General features: G+C 44.8%; 16 protein-coding genes. 3 read left to right on the top strand and 13 right to left on the bottom strand.

Features of this window, described 5'->3' with window-relative positions:
• The 10 genes from JWF83_RS19285 to JWF83_RS19240 all read right to left on the bottom strand — a co-directional run bounded on the left by JWF83_RS19285 (position 1) and on the right by JWF83_RS19240 (position 13143).
• Entirely contained in the window at positions 1 to 1482 is a 1482-nt protein-coding gene (locus JWF83_RS19285; RefSeq protein ID WP_413652025.1) for an MOP flippase family protein, read from the bottom strand.
• Positions 1483 to 1559: 77 nt separating this feature from the next.
• Positions 1560 to 2954, bottom strand: coding sequence for an undecaprenyl-phosphate glucose phosphotransferase (wcaJ, locus tag JWF83_RS19280; RefSeq protein ID WP_413652024.1), 1395 nt, complete (start codon positions 2952 to 2954; stop codon positions 1560 to 1562).
• A gap of 63 nt (positions 2955 to 3017) precedes the next feature.
• Complete coding sequence (locus JWF83_RS19275; protein ID WP_413652023.1) at positions 3018 to 4094, bottom strand: glycosyltransferase; 1077 nt, start codon at positions 4092 to 4094, stop codon at positions 3018 to 3020.
• Positions 4095 to 4222: 128 nt separating this feature from the next.
• Positions 4223 to 6229: a hypothetical protein gene (locus JWF83_RS19270; protein WP_413652022.1), complete on the bottom strand. Its 2007-nt coding sequence runs from the start codon at positions 6227 to 6229 to the stop codon at positions 4223 to 4225.
• 152 nt (positions 6230 to 6381) lie between these two features.
• On the bottom strand, positions 6382 to 7176 hold the full coding sequence (locus JWF83_RS19265) for a glycosyltransferase (RefSeq protein WP_413652021.1): 795 nt from the start codon (positions 7174 to 7176) through the stop codon (positions 6382 to 6384).
• A 10-nt stretch (positions 7177 to 7186) separates the two neighbouring features.
• Positions 7187 to 8302, bottom strand: coding sequence for an EpsG family protein (locus tag JWF83_RS19260; RefSeq protein WP_413652020.1), 1116 nt, complete (start codon positions 8300 to 8302; stop codon positions 7187 to 7189).
• Positions 8303 to 8337: 35 nt separating this feature from the next.
• The gene (locus JWF83_RS19255; RefSeq protein WP_413652019.1) at positions 8338 to 9234 is read right to left on the bottom strand and encodes a glycosyltransferase family 2 protein; all 897 of its coding nucleotides are present in this window, start codon (positions 9232 to 9234) and stop codon (positions 8338 to 8340) included.
• A 151-nt stretch (positions 9235 to 9385) separates the two neighbouring features.
• Complete coding sequence (locus JWF83_RS19250) at positions 9386 to 11560, bottom strand: polysaccharide biosynthesis tyrosine autokinase (RefSeq protein WP_413652018.1); 2175 nt, start codon at positions 11558 to 11560, stop codon at positions 9386 to 9388.
• Positions 11561 to 11575: 15 nt separating this feature from the next.
• Positions 11576 to 12007 carry a protein tyrosine phosphatase gene (locus JWF83_RS19245; RefSeq protein ID WP_413652017.1) on the bottom strand — a complete coding sequence of 144 codons (432 nt, stop codon included), beginning with the start codon at positions 12005 to 12007 and terminating at the stop codon, positions 11576 to 11578.
• A 5-nt stretch (positions 12008 to 12012) separates the two neighbouring features.
• The gene (locus tag JWF83_RS19240) at positions 12013 to 13143 is read right to left on the bottom strand and encodes a polysaccharide export protein (protein WP_413652016.1); all 1131 of its coding nucleotides are present in this window, start codon (positions 13141 to 13143) and stop codon (positions 12013 to 12015) included.
• A gap of 975 nt (positions 13144 to 14118) precedes the next feature.
• Between JWF83_RS19240 and JWF83_RS19235 the strand changes: the two genes are divergently transcribed.
• Positions 14119 to 15696, top strand: coding sequence for a TerC family protein (locus JWF83_RS19235; RefSeq protein ID WP_413652015.1), 1578 nt, complete (start codon positions 14119 to 14121; stop codon positions 15694 to 15696).
• 53 nt (positions 15697 to 15749) lie between these two features.
• On the opposite strand, the gene asmA is transcribed toward JWF83_RS19235, so the two are convergent.
• The 3 genes from asmA to udk all read right to left on the bottom strand — a co-directional run bounded on the left by asmA (position 15750) and on the right by udk (position 18947).
• Positions 15750 to 17588 carry an outer membrane assembly protein AsmA gene (asmA, locus tag JWF83_RS19230; RefSeq protein WP_413652014.1) on the bottom strand — a complete coding sequence of 613 codons (1839 nt, stop codon included), beginning with the start codon at positions 17586 to 17588 and terminating at the stop codon, positions 15750 to 15752.
• A gap of 33 nt (positions 17589 to 17621) precedes the next feature.
• Positions 17622 to 18203: a dCTP deaminase gene (dcd, locus tag JWF83_RS19225; RefSeq protein ID WP_413652013.1), complete on the bottom strand. Its 582-nt coding sequence runs from the start codon at positions 18201 to 18203 to the stop codon at positions 17622 to 17624.
• 102 nt (positions 18204 to 18305) lie between these two features.
• Positions 18306 to 18947, bottom strand: coding sequence for a uridine kinase (gene udk, locus JWF83_RS19220; protein ID WP_026111595.1), 642 nt, complete (start codon positions 18945 to 18947; stop codon positions 18306 to 18308).
• A gap of 286 nt (positions 18948 to 19233) precedes the next feature.
• Between udk and JWF83_RS19215 the strand changes: the two genes are divergently transcribed.
• Entirely contained in the window at positions 19234 to 19854 is a 621-nt protein-coding gene (locus tag JWF83_RS19215; RefSeq protein ID WP_413652012.1) for a phosphatase PAP2 family protein, read from the top strand.
• A 168-nt stretch (positions 19855 to 20022) separates the two neighbouring features.
• Positions 20023 to 23364: a diguanylate cyclase gene (locus JWF83_RS19210; RefSeq protein WP_413652011.1), complete on the top strand. Its 3342-nt coding sequence runs from the start codon at positions 20023 to 20025 to the stop codon at positions 23362 to 23364.
• Positions 23365 to 23468 lie beyond the last annotated feature (104 nt).

Raw genomic sequence — 23468 nt, 5'->3', positions numbered from 1 at the left:
TCAATTTCCCACTCTTAAAATACGACGAAGCTTTGGACTTTTCACAAACTGTACTTTCAGTTCACTGACAAATGAATTTTTACTGAGCCAGAGGGTGGTCACAAAGACGAATATTCCCAAAAAAACTTCAATAGACAAACTTAGTGCTACAGGCAGCTCTCCCCTGATGAACCATCCAACTACTCCAGTAATCAATAACATTGGAAGAGTTAGTTTAAATGGCAGCCAGATGCTATTAATGTAGGCACCATAACTATTCCCCAAGACGGGTTTGATCAAGATAAAGTAGCTAAGATAAGTATTAACTATTTGAACTACCAGAAAACCGACTGAAGCTCCTATACCACCAAAATAGTATGCCCCCATCCAGATAGCTGGAACGAACAAAAAAAGTTTGAAAATATTAAATTTAAAACTGATATCAACACGAGCCTTTGCCATCAATAAAGATCCAATCGGATTGCCAATAGAACGCAACAAGCCTACCAGGCATAAAACCTGCAAAATTGGAGTCACAAATGCCCATTTTTGACCAAACATGAACAACACAAAATTATCGGCAACTACTAATAATCCTAACAGCACCGGGAAATTTATCAACCCGACCAGTGACAATAGCTTATAGAAGTTAATTCTTAACTTTTCACGGTCATCTTGGATCTTGGAAAATGCGGGGAAAAGCACTCGGGTAATAATAGGGTTAAGTTTAGTGGGTGGCATAACTGCAACATTAAACGCAAGATTATAACCACCTGCAATAACTGCACCCAATGTCCGTGATAGTATTACAGTGGCAATATTACCGTTCAATTGGTTGATCAGGTTATCTGCGGTAAGCCAGGCACCAAATCGAAGATTGGACTTAATAGACCCCAACTGAAATATAAAAACAGGTTTATATTCTTTACGTCCGACCCACGCCAACATGAGCGTTCTTGCAACTGACATTGCGAGATACCCCCACATCGCGACTATAGCCAATGGATGAAAATAAGCCGAGATTATGGTTACAGCAAATCCGAGTAACAGAGCCGTAGTTTCGATAATCCCTATTCTTGAGAAATCGAGCTCTTTTTGTAACAAAGCCCGATACTGCTGACCATGAGGTATGACAAGGAAAGCAAAAGATAATGTCTTGATCAGGATAGCTAAATCAGCTTGCTTAAGGAATGCGGCAATCGCGTCACTGCAGCTAAATGTCAGCACAAAAACAGTGAAACCAATCAGTGTGTTAACCCAGTATAGCGATGACAGCTCCACAACAGTCAAGTTTTTACGCTGTATAATAGAGTTTGAAATACCAAAATCTGAAAGTGTATCGGCGATCAAGATGATCACCATTGCAATGGTCAGCAGACCAAACTCATGTGGCTCGAGGATACGAGCCAGCAACGTTATTTGTAGAAAGCCTATAGCAATAGTAGCAACTGTGGATATTGCTGACCACTTAGCTCCCTTGATGGTTTTATCTCTCAAGCTCATAGCAATATTTTATGTTTATTTAAATGATGGAGGATAATCCGCAGACGAAGGCGAGCGGTGTGCTTTTTGTAGCCTTATTAGTAGGCTGTTTTGCTGATGAAACCTTTAAATATAGTCAAAAAGATTATATGCAAATCGAAATAGATACTCCACTGGCGGATGTATTCAAGATCAAACTCTATACGCTTTTCCATCTTTTCCAGTGTATCAGTTTCACCTCGCCAACCATTAATCTGAGCCCAACCGGTAATACCTGGTTTAACTTTATGACGTAACATATATCCTTTGATCATACTACGATATTGCTCATTATGAGCTACAGCGTGAGGTCTCGGTCCGACAATTGACATATCACCAAACAGTACATTAAAGAATTGTGGTAATTCATCAAGGGATGTTTTTCGTAAGAATCCTCCGATAGGAGTCAAACGCTTGTCCCCCTTACTGGCTTGTACAACTTTATCACCGTTTTCCATAACATTCATTGAACGGAACTTCCAGACCATAATTGGTTTGCCATCAATCCCATAACGGGTTTGTCGGAAAATTACCGGTCCTCGAGAGGTGATTTTAACTGCAAGAGCAATAGAAAAAAGAGCTGGGGAAATTAGCAGCAAAATCAGGCTTGAGACAATGATATCTTCGATGCGTTTTAGAATCATATTTACACCGTAAAATGGTGTATCTGTAATTGAAAGAACCGGCAAACCATTAATATCTTCAGAACGTGACTGCAAGATGCTAAAGGTGAAAATATCAGGAATTAACATAACTGAGCATGTTGTATCGCAGAGCTCATCAATGAGTTCTTTAATTTTTGCTTCTGACGTCATCGGTAAAGCAATATAAATACGATCAATTAGTCCAGATTTAGCATCATTGACTACTTGCCAAATATCGTCGATGTAATTGACGTTATCAAGCCGATCGTTTTCACTACCTCCATATATTGCCGTCAGACGCATTCCCAGCCAAGGTGCATTGGTTAAATTAACCGCCAACTCATGGCCAGCAGTAAGGCTACCAACGATCGCCACACTACGGGTATTATAACCACGATATCTTAAGGCTCCAATAAGTTTACGTAATATAGCTCTCGCAACAACGAGCCCCACGGAAACCAGCAAGAACCAATAGCCATAAACACGAAAATTAACATCAAAAACATTAAAGAATGAAACAATGCCAGCGGTAACAATAACTGCAAGCGTCCAGTTTTGCAGGACCAACTGGAGCTCTGTCAGAAGACTTACCCCACGCCATGAACGATAAAAATCGGTCATTCCACCAACCATCTGAAAACAGACTAAGGCAGTCATCGCCATAAACAAATGCTTGGAAGAAAAATGCTCTCCCACCACTAAGCAGACGATATATAATCCGAAGAAGATCGTTGAAATATCGGTAAACCTTTGCAACATTGAAATAATTGATGCGTTCGCAAGTGTGCGACGTCTTGCCTTGAAGTTCATAACATTTCACCAGGTTATAAGCTTTGAAATAATATAAGAGGTAATAATTGGCACTCTTTGATATTAGGAAAGTACTATCTGATAAAGTGAAAATGTTTTATCAATCATGGCCTGAGAAGAGAAGTGTTCGCGAAATACCTTATTGCCTTCACTTCCTAATTTATTAAGGTCACTTTCCTTTAGTGCCAATATTTTTTCTTTTAATTCTTCGGCATCTCCATTTTTAAACAAATATCCTGTAACCTGATCCTTAACAACTTCAGGAAATGAAGTCGAATCGCTTGAGATAACCGGCAGCCCATAGCTCATGGCCTCTAATGGTACCATCGCAAAACCCTCCCAACGGCTGGGAATGACTAAAGCATCAGCATTCACAAAATAACGCTCAATTTCAGTAGATTTAACCCAGCCTGTATACGTTATGTTTTTTAAAGGGACCTTTTCAGTTTCACCATTTACACTATCACCAACAATAGTTAAATGAATCGATTCATCTGATATTTCACGCATAGCAGTCACTAATAGATCATATCCTTTCTGGAAATCCAGTCTGCCAACGAATAGCAAATTAAGCGTATCATGAGAATAGTGTTTATCTATACCTTCACGCACAGGTACGCCATTATGCACCACTGCCATCTTACTCGGGCTGATACCTAATTTTTTAGCAGCCTCATACTCAAATTGACTAACGCAGATGATCTTATCGGTTATCAATGATAAAAATTTCTCAATATATACATATAAATTTTTCTTGATCCCACTCCCCTCCATGAGGAAGGCGAATGCATGAGGACAATAAATTACTGCAGGTTGTCGGATGGGGTAAAAAACCATCAAAATTAATCTAGCCATAAACCCGGCAAAAGTACTATGTATATGCACAACATCAGGTTTTTCTTTAAGCAGGATAGAAATGAAACGCTTAGCAAATTGCCAAAAAGAACTAATATTTCGACCACTACGTCTATATAAACAAAGATTAGTGGCAGGAACCTCATTTAGCTCACTACTTTGAGTATCTGGTATCATACAGATAACGTGAGAAAAATCAGATGAAGAAATTTGTGCCAGAGCAATTTGCTTCAAAACAGTAGCAACACCACCCTTAATAGTTTCAGCACAATGCAATACTTTCATTATTATTTCCCTGCAGTTACAGTTAAATCAACCATGGCCCAGAGGTTAACTATTCAATACTAACTCAAATAAGTTTAAGTAGTTATCTGACGTCAACACTATAATTTCAAGCTGCCAATCGATTACCTTTAAATTTTTGAGAACCCCACTCCAGCGATTTTAACATCTCCAGATGCACCTGTTATCGAAACATCAAAACTAACATAGTAGGTATTATTATCCAGCTTAAAACTACTTAGTTTTGTTGGTAACACGGCTTTACTGTTTTTGAAACTATTCTCTTCAAGCTTTCTATTTTTATAGATAGCATAATCAAATACGCTACTTTCTTGCGTTCCAATAATGTTCTTGTCACTATCATATTTAGTTAATTTGATAATAACCTTTGGGAAATTATTATTAGAACGTTCTAACAATAAACTGCACCATACAGCAAGATTACTTCCAGGCTCAACTTTAAACTGCTTGCGTCTTAATGTTAAAGGTGCACCAGTAGATATTGCTAAACTCATAACTTCCTGTTTTGTACCACCCACATTTTCACTATTGAAATTCCGCTCTGCTTTGCCATGCCCATTTATTATATCAAAGTGCGCATCAATATCTTTATTATCTGATAAATCATGATAAGAGACATTGCTATCTTTTCGAGGTAACTGCGGGAATGGGTCTTTTACATAACCAATGCTATCGAATGCGCCTTTATCATCAGCACACATATAAATATTATTATCAACGGCAGGAAATTCATGACGAATTTCAAATCCTGATAAATGCATACTCACACCAGAATTCAATTTAAATAGCGAACGGGATGGACTATTGATAATATCTTTTATATTCGAACGTGGTAAAAAAATAACATTTGACATTATAACACTAATATTATTTAGCGCATTCTTGCAGTTAACAACATATCCATCCCATTGCTCAAAGTGACAACCAATGAAACGAACGCATTGATAACCTGAATTTTTATCAAAAGTAAGTATATCATGCCGGGAAAAATCAAAACTACAATTTATAAAGTTGAAGTCAAAAGCATCCGCGTCGATATATATATTTTCGTTGCCTGAACCACCTAATACGCAGTTCTCGTATGACATTTTTTCGCCACTGTTATCTGTTTTACCCGAAACATATAAGTTATATGCGTTATTCTCCAGGCGGCAATCTCGAAAATTTGTCAGATAAACATCAATTGTTCTATATTCGTTAGCTTTATTCCAGCCGGTGACAACTAAGTTGGAAAATTTAACTTCCCGGCATGGTGTATCAGAACGTTTATTATTCCCAATAATAAGAGCAGAAGCCTGCGAATTTTTCCGCCCTACCCCCAGAATCGAAATTGCGCCATTGACACCATTGAGGCAAGGGGCATTATTACCCGGCATTTTTAAGGCATCGATCTTGAGTGAACTTTCACTGTTAATAATAAAACCATCTACGTTTTCATGGGCGTTCGAAAAATCGAAAGTGACACTTCCTTGTGACTGGATCTGGATATAAGGCGGCAAATGCACACTATTCATCATTAAATAGCGCCCGGCGCGCACTCTGATAATGGGTAATTCATAGGTTTTGCCACTCGCCAGGGCCTTCTTAGACACCAAATCGATTGCCCTTTGTAGTACAATCGACTTGTCTTCTTCCCCCCGATCACACCACTCCAGTTTAATCATCCCTTCATCTATGCGTTTCCACCGCTTGCCTGTTGCTGTAACAAAGCACAACACGCCATCATCCGGTGTTTCAGTGTCCTTAGCGTCATAATAAAGAACACCATCGTGAGCAAGTTCAAGATGCCCGGCCAAAGCTTCATTGGCCAAATCCGAAAAAAACACACGTTGACCATGATGTTCAGGCTCAATTTTACCCAGCGAGTCGAGCTGATTACATGAGCCGATATACTTCAAACCATCAGGTTGTTTTAAATCGGAAAGTCCCCGATCTTCTATTCTATCATTACCAACTATTCGTGCATTATTCTCTGTTGTTTTATTACTAATACTCGTTTTATCTTCAGCAGCAAGCACCCGACCAGTGCCTAATACCAGTGAACCGACAGAGAGTGCCGCAAATGATTTTACAAATCGATTAAAGAAAATTCTTCTTGGAGTGTCACTATTTTTCATCTTTGCATCCTACTCAGTCTTGGGGAAATTTTGAAAAGATGTATTCAAAATAATTATTTCGTCACTAAAAAACGAAAACATTCACCCCAGAGTATATCGTTTCAATTTATTATATGCAGAGATTGAGAATCTAAAACTGACTAAGGATTTATCTATCGCCCCAATAACTTCCTTACAAAAGTTGTTGTCTTCCGTCCGATAAATAAGAAAACCACACCTCTAATTAACCCATAGTAAGGGTATAAACCATATTGAAAGAAAGAAAAGTTTTGTTTTATTATTTTAATTCTATTCTTTATTTGCTTATTTCTTTTAGCAGAAGAAATACTATTATCATTTACTTCGTAGTTTAACCATGCATACGGCATATTGTGGCCTTTGCCATTTGACATAAGTCGAAAAAACAAATCATAGTCTTCACATGCTTCGTAGTAAGTACTATACAATCCAACTTTTTTGAGAGCAGCGCAACGCATCATCACTGATGGATGGATGAACATATTATTTATAAACATACGATTGCGAATTTCATTATCTTCAACCGGCGTTTTACTTACAAACAAACTATTACCATCCATATCGACAAAGTTTGCCCAACAGCCGACAAGGTCGTAGTCTGGATTTCGTTCCAGAAAATTTACCTGCGCGGCGAACCGTTCTGACATGCAACTATCACCAATATCCAGGCGCGCAACATAGGTATAATTATCGATGATATTTCCCAATCCCGAATTTAGTGCATTCTCGATTCCTGCATTTTTCTCAAGTTTAATTACCTGAAGATTACTGTATTGCGAAAGTTCAGTACCAATAACATTACTGAAAGGAATTTTACTGCCATCATCAACTACAAATATATGAGCATCTAGTGGCAACCCCTGAAATGTACGTAAAATAACATCCCTATTAGAATTATAAGATGGAATTAATATCGCATAAGAATTCATTTCACATTCCTTATCCATGAAGGTTGCTAAAATACCATTTAGAATTATAAACAATAAACAATAAAAAGTTACTTAGTGGTAAAAAAAGTAACAATGCGACATTATAAATGCTTCTGCTATTTGCTTTTTTCGCTAATAACACGAGAAATAGTGGAGTGATAAACCATGAATATGCAGCGAAGCGATCATAGTATGGCATAAATGAAAAAATATTCATCAAGCAATTGAGTGTAAAGTAACAGCAAAGCATCATTATAACTTCTTCATCTTCACGCACTCTTTTAGGCATTAAGCGATAAACAATATAAGGAAAGAAGGAGAAGATTACAAAATCAGGACGAAAGCCTTTTATATAATCATTTTGCTGAAAATAAAGCTGATACCGCTCATCGAGAGCACCGACATTTACTCGGCTCGATATCAACTTATCAAACACATTCGCGGCAGAAAGTATCAGTGTAAATACCCAGCCAAAGCCAATCAACTTTAACAAAGACTTAATATTCATATTAATGAAGATTGTAAAATACAACACCACTAATGCTGCTGCTGTATTATGAAACATAAAGGCAACAAACAACCATATTAAACTAGTTACCTTTTTTTTCTCAAGAAGATAACTAAAGAAGACTAACATTGTTCCTAATGCAAGACCTTGCCTAATCCCTAGCGCTGTATAAGAGGAAAAATAAGGATACATCGTATACGAAATAACTGCGATTACACCGAATGAAAAACCAAGAATGCGGATGCAACCAAATGCTACAAGCGCAAAGATCAGCGCAGCAATAACTGAAAAATAGTAATGCACATCAGGCAAACTTTGAGAAAGTATCCATGATAGCACCCGAAACCCTGGCATAAAGCCACTGGCATAAACCGTATCGTCATTCCACGCCTGTGAGAATGACCATTGCGTCAGACGCACAAAATAGGCTGCATAGTTTATTGAGTCAGAGGCAATTACTTTATTGAAAGTCAGAACTGCAGTGAAACCAAAACAATATATCAATGGAAGAATGAGGATATCATCCCGATAGTTTTCCAGATTGGATTTTTTTAGCATAATAAATACAGCAGATATTATTGTTATGCCAAAAAATATTAAATAGAATATTTTTTCCATCTCTACTTTCACTTTTTAGTGGTATAGAATTTACTTTATCGGGCGATTGCTTTTATCGCCTTATTAATTTTTTTCGAGATATTAAAAAATATTACTTCAAGGTCAGTTTTGAAGATGTTCGTTAACGACACCTTCAGAGCACCCAATTTTTTACCATCGTCTAAATACTTGTACGGCATAATAAAGGCATTAAAACATGCCCGTTCTTTTGCCGTAAGATACTGGCTCATATCATTTATCCAGTATGTTGAATACGTACGAGACTCTTTCTTTTTCCCTGGATTAACCACACGACTGACGTAGTAACGCGATAAAGTCTCAGGGATCATTACAAAGCGAAAACCTTTTACATCTGCGCGAATACAGAAGTCATAGTCCTGGTGACGCCGGTAATTCTCGTTAAACATAATTTTTTCTGCATCGACCCGCTTTAGTACAATCGTGCTTGTCTGTATCACACCTTCAAATCCAAAAATATAGCGCGCAGCGGATTCGCTCTTCTTGATTCCCCGTGCTGGAGTATCTGGCACACGCCTCACACCGTCAATAATTAGTGCAAGTCTGCTATAAAAGATTATATTTTCATCACCCTGAGTAAGAATGGCATCATAATGTACCTGAAGTTTCTGTATCTCCCACTCATCATCGGCATCAAGAAAGGCAATATATCGGCCCACTGCTTTTCTAATACCTTCGTTGCGAGCAGCTGCACCATTGCGATTCTCGGGGAAACTGATCAATGTTATCGCCATACCCTGCTGCTGAAAGCTTGCCACTTTCGCTTGCAATGCAGCAAAGTCTGCAGATGCATCATCAACAATCACAACTTCATAGTCGGTGAATGTTTGATTTTTAACTGATAGTAGCGTCTTTTCAATACTTTCGGATGCGTTATAAGCAGGCACAACAACCGAGAAAAATGGCGTAGACATACTGTCACTCCTGTCACAACGTAGTCTCAAATTAAAGCAATACAGTTTATATATTTTTTGTACTGCATTTTGATATTTCACCAAGTCACTGCAAAACATCGTGTTAAAGCAGAAACAGAGTGGAATAGTCCACTCTGTTCTGAGTTATCGACTATTTAGAAGAGGACTCATAGTTATAACTGTAATAGCCATATTCGCCATAATATCCACTCGCTTTTTTCTCTACGGCATTGAGAATCACACCTTTAATTTCTGTGCCATTATGTTCAAACCGTTTGACACAAAGCTCCATCTCTTTGGCAGTGTTAACACCAAAACGGGCCACCAACAAAGCTGTTGAAGCAATTTTACTAATAATTGCCGCATCGGTTACCGCAAGGATAGGCGGAGTATCAATAATAATCAGGTCATAATTTTTCTGCGCCCACTCAAGAAGTTCTTTCAATGCAGGCCGCATTAATAATTCTGACGGGTTAGGTGGGACTTTGCCACGTGGAATAAGGTCGAGATTCGGCACTTCAGTAGTCTTAATAGCTTTAGCATAATCAGTCTGATTAGACAGCAATTCCGACAACCCATTTTCATTTTTCACATTCATAATTTCATGTGAATATCCTTTACGCATATCCGCATCGATAAACAGGATTTTCTTATCACTTTGCGCCATCGCTGCAGCCAGATTACTGGAAACAAAAGTCTTACCGCTCGATGGACTTGCGCCAGAAATCATGACGATATTGTTTTCTGCTTCTACCAATGCAAAGTGGATGCTGGTACGTAAGCTACGGATAGCTTCCATTGCCAAATCACTTGGATTACCAATAGCCAACATCTTTGCGGAACGATTTGCTACACGCTTAAGACGAAGCGTATTGATCAACTCACGATCTTGCGTTTTTTGCCACTCTGAGACTGGAATATTGGCATAAACACTCATGCCACGCTCTTCAAGTAGATCTGGGTTTTCAATACCGCGATGTAGAATGGATTTGATGATCACCACTGTCATTGCGAGCATCGCACCAACCACCGTCATTAAAACAACGATCATAGCTTTTCTTGGGCTAACGGCTGTTGGGTCTATCTGTGCAGGATCGATGATCCTAACATTGCCGACAGTACTTGCTTTGTTTATATTGAGCTCTTGCTGTTTATTCAGCAACTGCATATAGATTGCCTGCCCAGAATCAACATCACGAGTCAACTTAATGATCTCTTGCTGTGTACCCGGCATTTCACTTACACGTTGATTGTACTTACGCTTTTCTTCCTCAAGCGTTGCACGTTTCTCTAATAGAGCACGATACGTAGGGTGCTCTTTGGTATAAAGCTTAGATACATCGGCCTCTTTAAATGTCAGCTCATTAAGCTGAGTATCGACAGCGACGATACTATCCAACACCGATCTCGCCTCAAGCGGCAAATCAACAGTGTCATGCTGACGACGATAGAGATTCAAATTGTTTTCAGCAGTGTCCAGACTATTCCTAACAAGCGGCAGCTGTTCTTTAAGAAATGCCAGACTTTTAGCTGCTTCTTCTGACTTACGTTCTATATTTTGTTCTAAGTAGTTACGCGTAATTCTATCAAGGATTTGCTCCGTCAATACCGGATCACTTCCTACCAGCGAAAGATGTAATACACCAGAGTCTTTGCTATTATCTAATACAGTTAACGCAGGGAAAATACTCTTATAGATGTTTAATACAGTATTTTTATTAATATCAAAACTAGTTCCCGACTCAGCATCAATTTTGCTAACGTTAATCTTAACACCATTTCCGCTTATTGGCTGGCCTACTTTTCCCTTTAATTCGTCCCCTGCTGGGGTTGTGAGGGTATAAGTACCATTTTCGCCTACCTGGAATGTGAATGGTTGCCCCATGTACATACTATCAATATCAAACTGACTCAGTTTAAGAGATGAAGGTTTTTGTTTCGTTAATCTGGCCCATCCATCACCAATCAGAGGAAAATGTTTTTCTGTGATACTGGTTTCAAGACCAAGATCACGAGTTACTTTATCAATTACCATACGTGAAGTAATTAATTCGATTTCGGTATTTGAGGCTGGCTGCGCGTTAGGCAACATTTCCGAAATATCATTCAGTAACGAACTGCTGGCATTTTTTTCGACCTGAACTACTGCGTTAGCCTGATACTGGGGTTGAGCAAAAATCACATAGACGATTGAAATCAATGAAAAAAACGCAGTAACACCAATAATCAGCCAACGATAGTCAATTATGGTGCCTATGAGTTTAGCAATATCGATGACATCTTTGCTTTCAGTATCCGGCGCAGAAGTATTATGTTTATTGACCATTAGGTTTTCCAACTATTAGCTCAGAACTTTAGCCCATTTTTTTGCTGAATTGTTCAGCATCCCAAATACGCCATCAAAAAATTCATCATTTTTCCTGTAAGGATCATAAATTTCTACATCTTTGTCCCAATGGCCAAAAAGCATAATTTTTCCTTTTGATTCCGGTGAAATTTTTTCCACTGATTTAATATGCTTTTTCTCCATCACTAAAATCAGGTCATGTTCGTAGCACATCCGGCTGGTAATCTGACGTGCCATATGTCCGACGAGAGAAACACCATTTTTTTCTGCAACTCTCATCGCCGTCTCATCAGCATGGTGATCAACGAGTGCATTGATACCAGCAGAGCTAATATTTTTATCCGGTAAATACTGTTTCAACAAACGCTCCCCAGTAGGGGAACGACAGATATTCCCTACGCAGACAACTAAAATTGAATTAAACATATGCGTTACCAGTTTTTGATATTCTGGGTCGTTTCGACACCATAACGTACACTGTTGATTGTTGGCAGGAGCTGGTTAATTACGCGGTTCCAGCGGGAAAGCGGTGTAGCCGTAACATACACAATGTCATATGGCTCCAGTTGGAAATCAGTGCCTAATACCATAGCTGTCGCATCAGAAGTATTCAGCTGATAAATATTAGCGATTTTTCCACCTTGCTGGCGATTTGGTCGGATAACAAAAACACCTGTCGCATTCGCTACCGATTGATCCAGACCTTCTGCATTCCCCAAAGCCTCGGTCAGTGTCATACCACTGCGATCCATTTTCAGTGTCTGTTGCTTGCCGACTTCACCCATAACAAAAACCTTCAGGTCGTCATTACGCGGTATATAGAGAATATCGCCAGGATAAAGCAGATGGTTCTGGGTCAGGTCACCATTCTGCATCAATGCCTGCAATGATATTCTCTGCTCACTGCCATTATGGGTCAGAACGACATTACGCCAATCTGCGGTTGCGGTTAATCCACCAGCACTGTTGATTGCATCCAGTACCGTTAGTGGGATATTGGTAATAGCTTGTTTCCCAGAAGTTGTGACTTCACCTGTTACATATACTTTCTGCGAACGGAATCCGGCAACATTGACATCAACCTGTGGACTCTCAATATAGGTAGCTAAACGATTTTGAATATCGTCACGCACTTGTTGAATCGTTTTGCCGACTACGGTGATTTTGCCAATATAAGGATAGAAAATTGTGCCGTCGGAATGTACCCAGTTGCCGGTATCACTAGCGCTGCGATATTGACCGGCAGGTGTGGTTAATTCCGGGTGATCCCAGACGGTGACGTTGAGAACATCACCTACACCAATACGATATTCATAACTCGCCAGTTCTTGATCGAGCTGAAGATTTGGCCGCGCGACTACTGGAGACTTGCGCATCTGCGCAATCAGCATCGGCGTCATAGGAAAGACATTGACCATTTTATCAAGATCGTAATCAGCGTCTTGCTGCTTAATAACATCCTTACCGCTGGTTGAAACGTTTTGGCCTGGAATTATAGTACAGCCACTGATAAGTGTTATCGACACCAGCAAGGGTGCCAATTTGAGTTTTGATTTCATCATTAAATTATCATCACTATTGCTGATTTATTGTCTAAAGCGGTTACGCCGCAAAGTGTTCGTGAATCATCTCTCACCCACGTCCAGCTTTATCCCCAACTATTTCGATCCGTCATCCGATATTTACCCTGGAAATTGCGCGCACTGAAGCGCTGACTTAATGCAGCATTTTAAGGATTTCGACAAGATTCGCACCACCAGACAGAATACAGAGGGCAGTGTAGCAACATGTGACAAGCCAACAAAGGCTAACAGTCCGAAATCTCTGATTTTTCCAACACGCAGCCAGATTTTTATGGCCGGAGGTCAGTAAGCATGGTAAGTCCGCAAATCAATCTGGCTTTAATCTTAAAATGACGCAATTAACGATATTTTTGTTGACGAGTATTGTTTATTGCGATTAATCGATTTTAAGCACGCTACCGCCCCTGGCTCTCAGCTACCAATGCTGTTTGCAAACCGGACAGTGCTATTTGTGAGTGAAGAATAAGTGAGCTTGTAATACCTGAGCTAAAAAATCACCAATTAATCGTCAATCTGGCAACCTGTAATCAGGCAGTGGCTACAAATGTTATGACTAGATTTTTATACTATTGATCGTTCGTTACAAGCATGAGTACGCAAAACCAGTACACTTTCAGAATAAGACTAACAAAAGTAAAAAATTAATGTTAAATTTCATAATGTTACTCAAATATGCAAACTCCGCATTTTCCAGAACAATCCATGTTGATAATACTATTTTTGCGATTTCAATCTTTATTTGCTGTAATTTCCACCTGTTCTAATCGCATCGTGCATATAAACGCGTAGAATAGCTATACAATTTCCATGCCTCTTTATCACACACACATCTTAGGGCCAATGCAATTGATTTTATTTTAAGAATTTTCTTATACTGCATTGCATTTTTGTTATTCCACCGTCACTATCAACATTAATCTGACTAATGTTCTGCAATAAGGAAAATTACGTCGTATGGAATGGATCGCTGATCCTTCGATTTGGGCAGGTCTGGTCACGCTTATCGTGCTGGAGCTGGTTTTAGGTATTGATAACCTCGTTTTTATCGCCATTCTCGCCGAGAAATTGCCAGCGGCTCAGCGCGATCGCGCACGGGTTACCGGCCTGTTACTGGCGCTGGTCATGCGCTTGTTACTGCTGGCCTCAATTTCCTGGCTCGCTACGCTCACCACCCCTATTTTCACCATTTTGGCGCACCCTTTTAGTGCACGCGATCTGATTATGCTGGTCGGCGGGGTCTTTCTGTTATTTAAAGCCACCATGGAGCTTAACGAGCGGCTCGAGGGTAAAGATGAAGAGCAAAATCCACAGAAACGTGGAGCGCGCTTCTGGCCGGTGGTGGTGCAAATTGTGGTACTGGACGCGGTATTCTCACTGGACTCAGTGATTACTGCCGTCGGCATGGTTGATCACCTTGCGGTGATGATGGCGGCGGTAATAATAGCGATTTTCCTGATGCTACTGGCCAGTAAACCCCTAACCCGGTTTGTTAATAGCCATCCGACAATTGTCATTCTCTGCCTCAGTTTTCTGTTAATGATTGGCTTCAGTCTGGTGGCTGACGGTTTTGGCTATCATATTCCCAAAGGCTATCTGTATGCCGCCATCGGTTTCTCAGTGATTATCGAAGGTCTGAACCAGCTGGCGCATTTTAACCGCCGCCGTTTCCTGTCGGCAAAATTGCCACTACGCAAACGCACCGCTGAAGCGGTACTGCGTTTACTGCGTGGCCACCATGAAGAAGCCGAACTCGATGCCGAGACCTCTTCGCTGGTCGCTGACCATGATGAGAACAACGGCATTTTTAATAAGCAGGAGCGGCTGATGATCGCCCGGGTACTTGGTATGGGGCAGCGCAGCGTCAGCAGCATCATGACCTCGCGTCATGATATTGAAAATATCGACCTCAGCGATGAACCTGCAGATATTATGGCGCAGTTGGACCGTAATCAGCACACCCGTATTATCGTCACCGACAATAGCGATGAACCTCTGGGCGTGGTGCATGTGATCGATCTGCTGCATCAGTCGCTGCATCATAACTCCCTCGATCTGCGCGCGTTGATTCGCCAGCCACTGGTATTCCCTGAACAACTGACGCTATTGCAGGCGCTGGAACAGTTCCGCAGCGCCCGTACCCATTTTGCTTTTGTCGTCGATGAGTTTGGCTCAGTTGAGGGCGTGGTAACATTAAGCGACGTGATGGAGACTATCGCCGGTAACCTGCCAAACGAAAATGAGGAGCTGGATGCGCGTCATGACATTATCCAGAACCAGGACGGCAGCTGGACGGCCAATGGTTATATGCCGCTGGACGATCTGGTGATGTATCTGTCGCTACCGCTGGACGAAAAGCGCGAATTCCACACCATTGCCGGATTGTTAATGGAGCATCTGCAACGCATTCCGCAGGAAGGGGAAGAGTTACAGATTGGCGATTATCTGTTCCGCACCCTGCAGGTTGAAAGCCACCGCGTACAGAAGGTGCAGATTATACCGTTAAATATGCCGGAACCGGATTACGAGGTGTAAACCTGCCCGCGGAAAGCACCTCGGTGGCGGGAGCCATAACTGGCTCCCCTGCCCTATTGCATTAACTTTTTCACATCATTGGTATTCTTGTTGTCCGGATTACGCTGGATCCAGTCATTGATACGTGATTTTGCTTCGTCCTGAATACGCTTACGCAATAACTGATCGACTGGCAATGAATACTGTAATCCATCCCACGAGCCATAGAGACGCAGCGGCACTGCCGTGTTGGTCAGGGTTTGCACCAGCGCGTTATCTCCCTGCCAGCCGCTAATCACTTTAATATCAAAAGTGATATCACACTGTTTATTGTCAAGGTCAATGACCCCTTTACCGGCCAGATCAAGCAGTGCGGAGCGACCCTGCAGATTTACCAACGCCATGGATCCATTATCGAGCTGGACCGAACCTTTCAATTGCTGAACTTCAGTGTAATTGGCATCACTTTCACTGCCTCGTACCTGATCGCTGCTGCGCTCAACCGCCCGCTGTACCATCTGCTGGAAATTCAGTCCGGCCAGACGTGCATTTTCCATGCTCAGCTCGGCACTGCCACGCCAGTTATGCTTAAAATCTTCCACACTTAAACCGCTACCCCGCAGGCTACCGTCCAGCGACAGTTTGCCGCTGACGGTTTCTGGCAGTTCAAAGGCGGTTAACAACGGAGCAAGTTCGATGTTATGGATCACCGGCTGAAAAGCGACTTTGGTCTGCACGCTACGCAGGTTGATGGTTCCAGGCAGCGAAAAATCCCCGCTCGCGGACTTGCCGCTCAGGTCGGCGATATTAATCAGCCCGCGATCGTTACTGCCATTCAGCGTCACCTGATTAAAATCCATGCCTCGCCAGCGTAGCGCATCCACCTGCAGCTTCAGCTGAGCCGTGCTGGTATTCAGCGGCGAGTTGGCGCTGTTGCGATCGGCAGGTTCGGCGATCACCGGCGCGCGTCCGGAAAGCTGGGCCTGCGAAGCGGCGCTCTTATTGCCCTGTTCCGCTGAATCATTACCGGTCAGCGCATCAACATCTATTTTTGCTGAATGCAGATCGATATTAATGGCAGGAATATCGCTCAGCTTGCCGCTAATCGTTCCCTGTAGCTGGCTGTCGTTAACGGTGAGCGCCAGATTTTTCAGCGCGAACTGCTGGCTTTCATTCAACCATTCAGCCAGCAATGTGCCTTCACCCTGCAAGCCCTGCGGCGGCAGATCGGCGCCTTTCAGCTGCCAGCTCATCCTGGTGATATTGCCCGATAGCTGCTGCGGATACTGTGCGACATTCATGTCGCCATTCAGTGCCAGTTGCAGTTCACGCTGATCGCGACTGACACGGGTGGTTAAATCCACGTGCGCCAGCTTACGATCGCTTTGCGACAGTTCAAGATTGATGTCGCGAAAGTTAATCTGCTCACCGCCGGCCTGCTGCCAAATCAACAAACTGTCTGCGACCTGCAAATTGCCGATATCAAACTTCCAGCCGCTTACCGGTTCAGGCGGAGAGGAGTCTGACGGTCCAACCGGCGCATCCAGCGGACGTTGTGCTTCACTTTCCGGCGTCATGCGGATGACTGCGTTTTTCAGCATCACCTGCCTGACGCTGAGCTGATGCGACAGTAATGGCAGAAGATCGACATCGAGGCGCATATTTTCCGCATTAATCAGCGGCTGTTGCGCACCGGGCGCGGTGAGGGACATCCGCCCCGCAAGAATGCTCAGCTGTGGCCAGACGTGCCAGCGCAGATTGCCATCCAGCGCCAGATGGTAGCCACTACGCTGTTCAACCTGCTGGACCATATAGGCACGAAAATCGTTTGGATTCACCAGCAGTACCAGCGCGGACATTCCTGCCACAATCACTACCAGCAAAATGGCCAGCGCGGTAATCAATCTTCTCATCCGATCCTCTTATCCGCCCGAAGATTCAGGCTATTAGTCTTTATCAATACGACTGGCATCTGCGCCCTGCTGATCCTTATATTTTGCATCCTGGCGACGGTTATAAGGACGTGCCGCTGGACCGGAAAGCGGTTCAAAACTCAGGGCGCCAATCAGCATGCCTGGACGCAATGCCAGCGGCAGCTTACCTGAATTATAGAACTCCAGCACAATCCGTCCCTGCCAGCCGGGATCAATGCGGTGAGCGGTAACATGCACCATTAGTCCCAGTCGTGCCAGAGAAGAGCGGCCATCCAGCCAGCCTACCAGATCATCAGGCAGCGTGACGGATTCAAACGTTACCGCCAGCGCCAGTTCACCAGGATGCAGATAAAAGGCTTCACCTTCCGGCAGCACAATCTCATCGCTCATTACGCGATCCAGTGCCGCGCTGACTTCATCTTTCGGGCCACTAAGGTCAATAAAGGCGGCGGTATGACCGCGAAAGGTACGGAATTTATTACCCAGTCGCACATCAACGGTAGCACCACTGATGCGCTCTTGCGGTGGACGTGGGGTAATGTCCAGCTTGCCGCTGTCAAGCCAGGCTTCGATATCGCGGTCGCATAGTCTCATCGCCGTCTACTCCCTTAACGTATTGAGGAGCGGCATTAATGCCGCCAGTATAGCCAGTGCAAATCATTGGTACGGGCGGCATTAATGCCGCCCCTACAGTTATTATTCGAAAAACTGATTGATCTTCGCTTTCAGAATGTCAATCGCGATGCGGTTTTTGCCGCCGCGTGGCACGATAATGTCAGCATACTGTTTTGAAGGCTCAATAAATTGCAGAAACATTGGCCGGACAGTCTTCTGATACTGCGCCATCACCGAGTCCATCGAGCGGCCGCGCTCGTTGACATCGCGCTTCATACGACGCATCAGACAGATATCTAATGGCGTATCGACGAAAATCGAGAAGTTCATCTCCTGGCGCAGACGCGCATCAGTCAGCAGCAAAATCCCTTCAAGGATAATCACTTTCTTTGGCTTCAGGTGGATGGTCTCTTTAGTACGCGTATGATCAACGTAGCTGTAAACCGGCAGTTCGATATCCTGGCCGGACTTCAGCATCTGCAAATGCTGTAGTAACAGATTGTGGTCCATCGCGCTCGGATGGTCGTAGTTGGTTTTAACCCGCTCTTCCATGGTGAGGTGACTTTGGTCTTTGTAGTAGCAATCTTCAGGGATCACACCGATATGCTCGTCGCCAACCTGGTCGCGCACCTCGCGGTACAGGGTACTGGAAATTAAGCTTTTACCTGACGCTGAAGCGCCTGCGATTCCTACAATGACGCATTGGTGAGACTTGTCAGTCATATAATTAAAGACCTGATAACTATGTGACAAATCAATAAGGCGGCATGATTTTGCCCGGTCTTATTGACTGGTCAGGAATGAGAGGGGTGATTCGCTGGCAATTATAGGGACTTAGCGGATTTGATGCCAGAAAAAAGCAGTATCCGGTTTTTCAGACTTTCCCTTTAGTGAAAAACCGCTTTCATCGGTAAACTACCGGCCATACCATTCGGATGTTGTTGATCCGTCTTTAAACTAACCCCGTACAGCCACTTCTGCAGTCGCAGTGAGTTCAACAAGGAAAGCTATGTTCTGGAGAACATTAACCTATTTTGGTGACAGCATGCTGCTGATCCCCACCGCGGTGATTATTGCGCTGGTGATGCCGTGGAAAAACGACGACCGGCGCGCCGTATGGTTCTGGGTGCTCGCATTCTGTGTGGCAGGGTTAATTGTCAGCCTGTCGAAAATTGCCTTTATGGGCTTTGGCATTGGCAGCGCCCGCTTTAATTTTACCGGTTTTAGCGGCCACAGTGCGATGTCCGCCACTCTCTGGCCGGTCATGCTCTGGTTGCTCAGCGGTCGCCTGCTACCGGTATGGCGTACTATGGCGATCGGCGTTGGCTATCTGATCCCATTACTGGTCGGTGTTTCGCGACTGATGTTGCATGCGCACTCCGCCAGCGAAGTCGTCAGCGGTTTAATCCTCGGTTTTACTCTGAGTACGGCATTCTTAGCGTCGCAACGCAGCTCCCGTCTGAAGGGTTTTAGCCTCGCGCAGCTGTGCGTTGCGCTGCTGGTACCGCTACTGCTGCTGGGCCGCGGCGAAGTAGCCAGCACTCAGCATTTTCTCGAACGTCTGTCGGCAAAAATTGCCGGACTGGAGAAACCATGGACACGTGCCGATCTGCTGAAACATATGCGATAACCTCTCACCATCGACGGAGGGGATGAAACGGCGCTATCATTCTGGCAAATAAGCAATAATAATGATTTGCCACGGGCATTACGCAGTATCTATGCTAGCATGCAAAAGTATTGTTGATTGTGCTTAAATCAGCCTGTTCGGCTCTCAGGCGTGCTGCTGGAACCGTTGATGACGACAGAAATTTTCTCTTCTTCCCGACAGACCCCTTCATGGTGGTGGACAGCCTTATCGCTGGGAGCGCTGAACTTCCTCCTGACCGTTTTTTGCCTGAAGTTAATTATGGTGAGTGGCAATATTTCGCCGCTCTGGTTCCCGACGGCATTGATGACTGTGGTGGTGTTCCGTTGCCCGGCGCGATCGCTGCCGCCGATCCTGTTCTGCTGCGTGGTCGCGGTAATGCTGGCCAATGCGCTGATGTTCAGCCCGACGCTGGCCAGTATCAAATTCCCGTTGCTCAATTTACTGCAGGCGCTGATTGGCGGTGGTTTATTGCGGCTGGTGCTCGATCGTAAGGCGCCGCTTAATTCGCTGGCAAGCTGGTATAAAATGATGCTGGCGGTGGGGATCTTTACTCCTCTGTTGGGTGGGGTACTGGCAAGCTGGCTATTGCATAAAACCCATGCCACAGCCCTGCCTTTTTTTACCACCTGGGTTATTTCGGAAACTGTCGGCATGCTGGCACTGGGGCCGGTTGCCCTGTTGTGGCAGCCCGGCTACTTCCGCAAACAACAACCTAAGCAGACGCGTATTGAAGTGGCGATAACCATGGTGCTTACCCTGTGCCTCAGTTATATCGCACTGCGTTTTTTCGCCTGGCCGTTCACTTTTGTTATCGTTATTCTGTTCTGGAGCGCGGTGCGTCTGCCAAAGCTGGAAGCCTTTATGGTGTTTCTGGCCAATATCCTGATGATGTCATTGATGCTGGCATTCCAGCTGCTTGATCTGCACACCAATAATTCCGACTTTGTCGTCGCCGCCCCCTGGCTGCCATTCCTGCTGGCCTTGATCCCCAGCCATATGATGACGATGGTGATGTACTCTTTCCTCGAAGAGAAAAAACATATCAGCGAAAGCGAGAACCGTTTTCGTAATGCCATGGAACATTCGGCGATTGGTATGGCGCTGGTAGCGACGGATGGGCGCTGGCTGCAGGTCAATAAATCACTGTGTCATCTGCTGGGTTATCAGCCGGAAGAGTTGCTGCGCACTAAATTCCAGCACATTACCCATCCGGACGATCTCAATGCGGACCTGGAACTGCTGCAGGCATTACTGGAAGGCGCACGCGACAGCTACACCATAGAGAAACGTTACTTCCGTAAAGACGGGCAGCCGGTGTGGGTGCGGCTGTCAGTGTCGCTGGCACGTGATTCCGAACAACAGCCGCTCTACTTTATCTCGCAAATTGAGGATATCACCGAGTTAAGACGTTCAACCGAAGTTAATCGGCTGCTAATGGAGCGCATCACGCTGGCTAACGAAGCCGGAGGTATTGGCGTCTGGGAATGGAATGTCGCCAGGAATGAGATCAGCTGGGACAAACAGATGATTGAAACCTTCGGGTTGCCGCCGGAGCAACAACCGAACTTTGCTTTCTGGATGAATTGCATTGTGCCGGAAGATCGCCAGATGGCGGAGCAGGCGATGCAACGGGCGGTGGAACAGCTGGAGCCATTAAACGTTGAATATCGCATTCGCAACAGCAGAGGGATTCGCTATATGCGTACCCAGGCCAATCGTATCTTAAGCCACGATGGTCATATCGAGCGCATGCTGGGGGTAAACCAGGATGTGACCGAAATTCATCTGCTGAATGATGCGCTATTCCAGGAAAAAGAGCGGATGCTGATTACGCTCGACTCGATCGGCGAAGCGGTGATCAGCGCTGATGAAGAGATGCAGGTGACCTTTATGAACCCGGTGGCCGAGAAAATGAGCGGCTGGTCACAGGCGCAGGCGGTCGGCAAGCACATCAGCACTATTTTGCATATTACCCACGGCAGAGAGGGGCCCGAACTGAAGAGCCTGCTGCTGTGCTCCCTACCCGCGGCGAAAATCGCCCCGGATTTTGATCATGACCTGGTGCTGCACAACGCCAGCGGTGAGCAGTTCGATATTCATTACAGCATTACGCCGCTGAAAACCCTTGCAGGGCGCAGTATGGGATGCGTAATGGTGATTCATGACGTCAGTGAATCACGCGAGATGTTAAAACGGCTTAGTTACAGCGCCTCGCACGATATGCTGACACGCTTACCAAACCGCTCCAGCTTTGAGCATCAACTGAAGCGCCTGCTGCTCTCAGCCAGCGAGCAACAACATCAGCATGTCCTCACTTTTATCGATCTCGACCGCTTTAAAGCGATTAATGATACTGCCGGCCATGCTGCGGGCGATGCGTTGCTGCGTGAACTGGCGAAATTAATGCTGGGGCAACTGCGCGGCTCAGATTTACTGGCGCGCCTTGGCGGCGATGAATTTGGTTTGCTGTGCAGTAACTGCACACTGGAACATGCCACAGCGGTGGTGCAACGTCTGGTCAGCAGCATTAACGAGTATCGCTTTATCTGGGAAGGACAACTGTATCGCGTCGGCGCCAGCGCCGGTGTCACGCAAATCCGGCGCGACAACTGCATCAGTAGTGAAGTCATGGCGCAGGCCGACCTTGCCTGCTATAACGCCAAACATAATGGCCGCGGTCAGATTTCCTTATATGAAGCCCATCTGCAGCGCCAGGTGCGCCCGATACTGACCCACGAAGATATTCTGCGCAGCATTGGCGAAAACAGGCTGCAGATACAGGTCTCGGCCGTGGTTCCGCCACGCAAAACGCAGTCGGTCAGTTTCTGGCTGGCCGGGTTACAGCTATTCTCCGGCAGCGGACAGTCGCTTGACGAAGCGCAGTTCCGCGCCAGTCTGCGCGAACCAGAACACTTTATCGCGCTGGATCGTAAAGTGATCGACACCTTCTACACTCACTATGCGGAAGAGGTTGCCAGCCAGCAGATTGGTATCGCCCTGCCGCTCTCCAGTTATGGCTTAAAAGATGATGCTTTTATCAGTGAACTGGTGACCACCATTAGCGCCGGTCAGGTCGCAGGCAGTTTGCTATTGTGGGTGACAGATGCCGAAGCCATGCAGGAGAAGCATGAAGGCCTGCATGCTAATGTCGCCCGCCTACGCGAACTGGGCTGCGGTATCATACTGCGTAGCTTTGGCCGCAACCTCGACGCCTTCCATTTGTTGTATGCCGACGAAATCGACTTTCTGATGCTCAGTGCCGATCTGGTGTCCGCGGTTCACAGCAACCTGATGGATGAGATGATCGTGTCAATCATTCACGGACATGCGAAGCGGCTGAATATCGCCACCATTGCCGGTCCGGTTGCTTTGCCGGAAACCCTCGCCACGCTGGCCACCATTGGCGTAAATGCCGTGTGGGGGGGAGCGGTCAGCGCTGCAGAACCGCTTAGCGCCGCCACCAGGCATAGCCCGTTCGCCGGCAAATAATGGCGCACTGCCGCCCACGCGTCCTCTGCAATCTCCCTGCTCATTTATATCCCATTCACGTCTTGCCATGGGCCGCTGGCTGCGCTAAAGTCGCCCCCTTTTTT

The sequence above is a fragment of the Pantoea sp. B65 genome, assembly GCF_047308185.1.
Classification (GTDB): Bacteria; Pseudomonadota; Gammaproteobacteria; order Enterobacterales; family Enterobacteriaceae; genus Erwinia.
The sequence above is the reverse complement of the archived record's forward strand: the minus strand, read 5'-3'. Positions and strand labels throughout refer to the sequence as shown.

Bases quoted from the DNA above. Each gene is read 5' to 3' on its own strand.
- JWF83_RS19285 (WP_413652025.1), bottom strand. From the start codon at position 1,482: ATGAGCTTGAGAGATAAAACCATCAAGGGAGCTAAGTGGTCAGCAATA.
- wcaJ (WP_413652024.1), bottom strand. From the start codon at position 2,954: ATGAACTTCAAGGCAAGACGTCGCACACTTGCGAACGCATCAATTATT.
- JWF83_RS19275 (WP_413652023.1), bottom strand. From the start codon at position 4,094: ATGAAAGTATTGCATTGTGCTGAAACTATTAAGGGTGGTGTTGCTACT.
- JWF83_RS19270 (WP_413652022.1), bottom strand. From the start codon at position 6,229: ATGAAAAATAGTGACACTCCAAGAAGAATTTTCTTTAATCGATTTGTA.
- JWF83_RS19265 (WP_413652021.1), bottom strand. From the start codon at position 7,176: ATGAATTCTTATGCGATATTAATTCCATCTTATAATTCTAATAGGGAT.
- JWF83_RS19260 (WP_413652020.1), bottom strand. From the start codon at position 8,302: ATGGAAAAAATATTCTATTTAATATTTTTTGGCATAACAATAATATCT.
- JWF83_RS19255 (WP_413652019.1), bottom strand. From the start codon at position 9,234: ATGTCTACGCCATTTTTCTCGGTTGTTGTGCCTGCTTATAACGCATCC.
- JWF83_RS19250 (WP_413652018.1), bottom strand. From the start codon at position 11,560: ATGGTCAATAAACATAATACTTCTGCGCCGGATACTGAAAGCAAAGAT.
- JWF83_RS19245 (WP_413652017.1), bottom strand. From the start codon at position 12,007: ATGTTTAATTCAATTTTAGTTGTCTGCGTAGGGAATATCTGTCGTTCC.
- JWF83_RS19240 (WP_413652016.1), bottom strand. From the start codon at position 13,143: ATGATGAAATCAAAACTCAAATTGGCACCCTTGCTGGTGTCGATAACA.
- JWF83_RS19235 (WP_413652015.1), top strand. From the start codon at position 14,119: ATGGAATGGATCGCTGATCCTTCGATTTGGGCAGGTCTGGTCACGCTT.
- asmA (WP_413652014.1), bottom strand. From the start codon at position 17,588: ATGAGAAGATTGATTACCGCGCTGGCCATTTTGCTGGTAGTGATTGTG.
- dcd (WP_413652013.1), bottom strand. From the start codon at position 18,203: ATGAGACTATGCGACCGCGATATCGAAGCCTGGCTTGACAGCGGCAAG.
- udk (WP_026111595.1), bottom strand. From the start codon at position 18,947: ATGACTGACAAGTCTCACCAATGCGTCATTGTAGGAATCGCAGGCGCT.
- JWF83_RS19215 (WP_413652012.1), top strand. From the start codon at position 19,234: ATGTTCTGGAGAACATTAACCTATTTTGGTGACAGCATGCTGCTGATC.
- JWF83_RS19210 (WP_413652011.1), top strand. From the start codon at position 20,023: ATGACGACAGAAATTTTCTCTTCTTCCCGACAGACCCCTTCATGGTGG.